This is a genomic window from Allokutzneria sp. NRRL B-24872, from assembly GCF_002155965.1.
Classification (GTDB): Bacteria; Actinomycetota; Actinomycetes; order Mycobacteriales; family Pseudonocardiaceae; genus Allokutzneria.
Genome location: NZ_MUMH01000275.1, coordinates 1 through 703, shown reverse-complemented (window position 1 = coordinate 703; position 703 = coordinate 1). Strand labels below are relative to the sequence as shown.

Below are 703 nucleotides of genomic sequence, written 5' to 3'. Positions count from 1 at the left end.
CGCTTGGCGCACACCGGGCAGCGGGTCGACCGGCGCACCGCCGCCGCCCCGTCCTCGGGGCGCTCGACCAGCCACGTCGCGCCCTCGTGGACCCCGGAGGACCAGTGCGCGACGAGCACCCACTGGTCCCGCTCCAGCATGATCGACACCGGCTGTCGTCCTTTCCTGCCAAGGAAGGCAGCCACCGTAGGGAACGCGCTCCGGGACTGGTCCCGACCCGCACTAAGCTCGCCGCGTGGAGACGCCGAGGTTCCGCCTGCTCGGGCCGCTGGAGGTGCGCGCGCCCGACGGCTGGCGCGGGGCGAGGGCGGCGAAGCAGCGCTCGGTGCTGGCCCTGTTGTTGTTGCACGCCAACCAGGTCGTCTCGGTGGACCGCCTCGTCGCCGAGGTGTGGCCGGAGGAGCCGCCGGGCTCGGCGGTCAACGCCGTCCAGGTCTACGTGCACCAGATCCGCCAGCTCCTCGACGGCCCCTGCCTGTTCACCCGATCCGGTGGATACGTGCTGGACGTGGGCGCGGGCGCGGCCGGGCGGAGCTGGACCGGGGCGAGCACGACCGCGCCGTGGCCACCACGGGCGAGGCGCTGGCGCTGTGGCGCGGCACCGCGCTGGCCGACGTGCCGCACGGGCCCACGGTCTCCGCCGAGCGCACGCGCCTTGAGGAGCTGCGCTGGTCGGCCCGGCAGACGCTGGTCGACGCCCGGC

The 703-nt window shown here is 75.2% G+C and carries 1 protein-coding gene and 1 pseudogene; both read left to right on the top strand.

The features are described 5' to 3' along the window. Positions 1 to 235: 235 nt before the first annotated feature. Positions 236 to 457 (top strand): annotated as a pseudogene (locus tag CCN37_RS42520) (winged helix-turn-helix domain-containing protein); the annotation flags it as partial. After that, a partial coding sequence (locus CCN37_RS39470) for a BTAD domain-containing putative transcriptional regulator (protein ID WP_371505692.1) occupies positions 391 to 703 on the top strand: 313 nt, incomplete at its 3' end. The pseudogene CCN37_RS42520 and the gene CCN37_RS39470, both read left to right, overlap by 67 nt.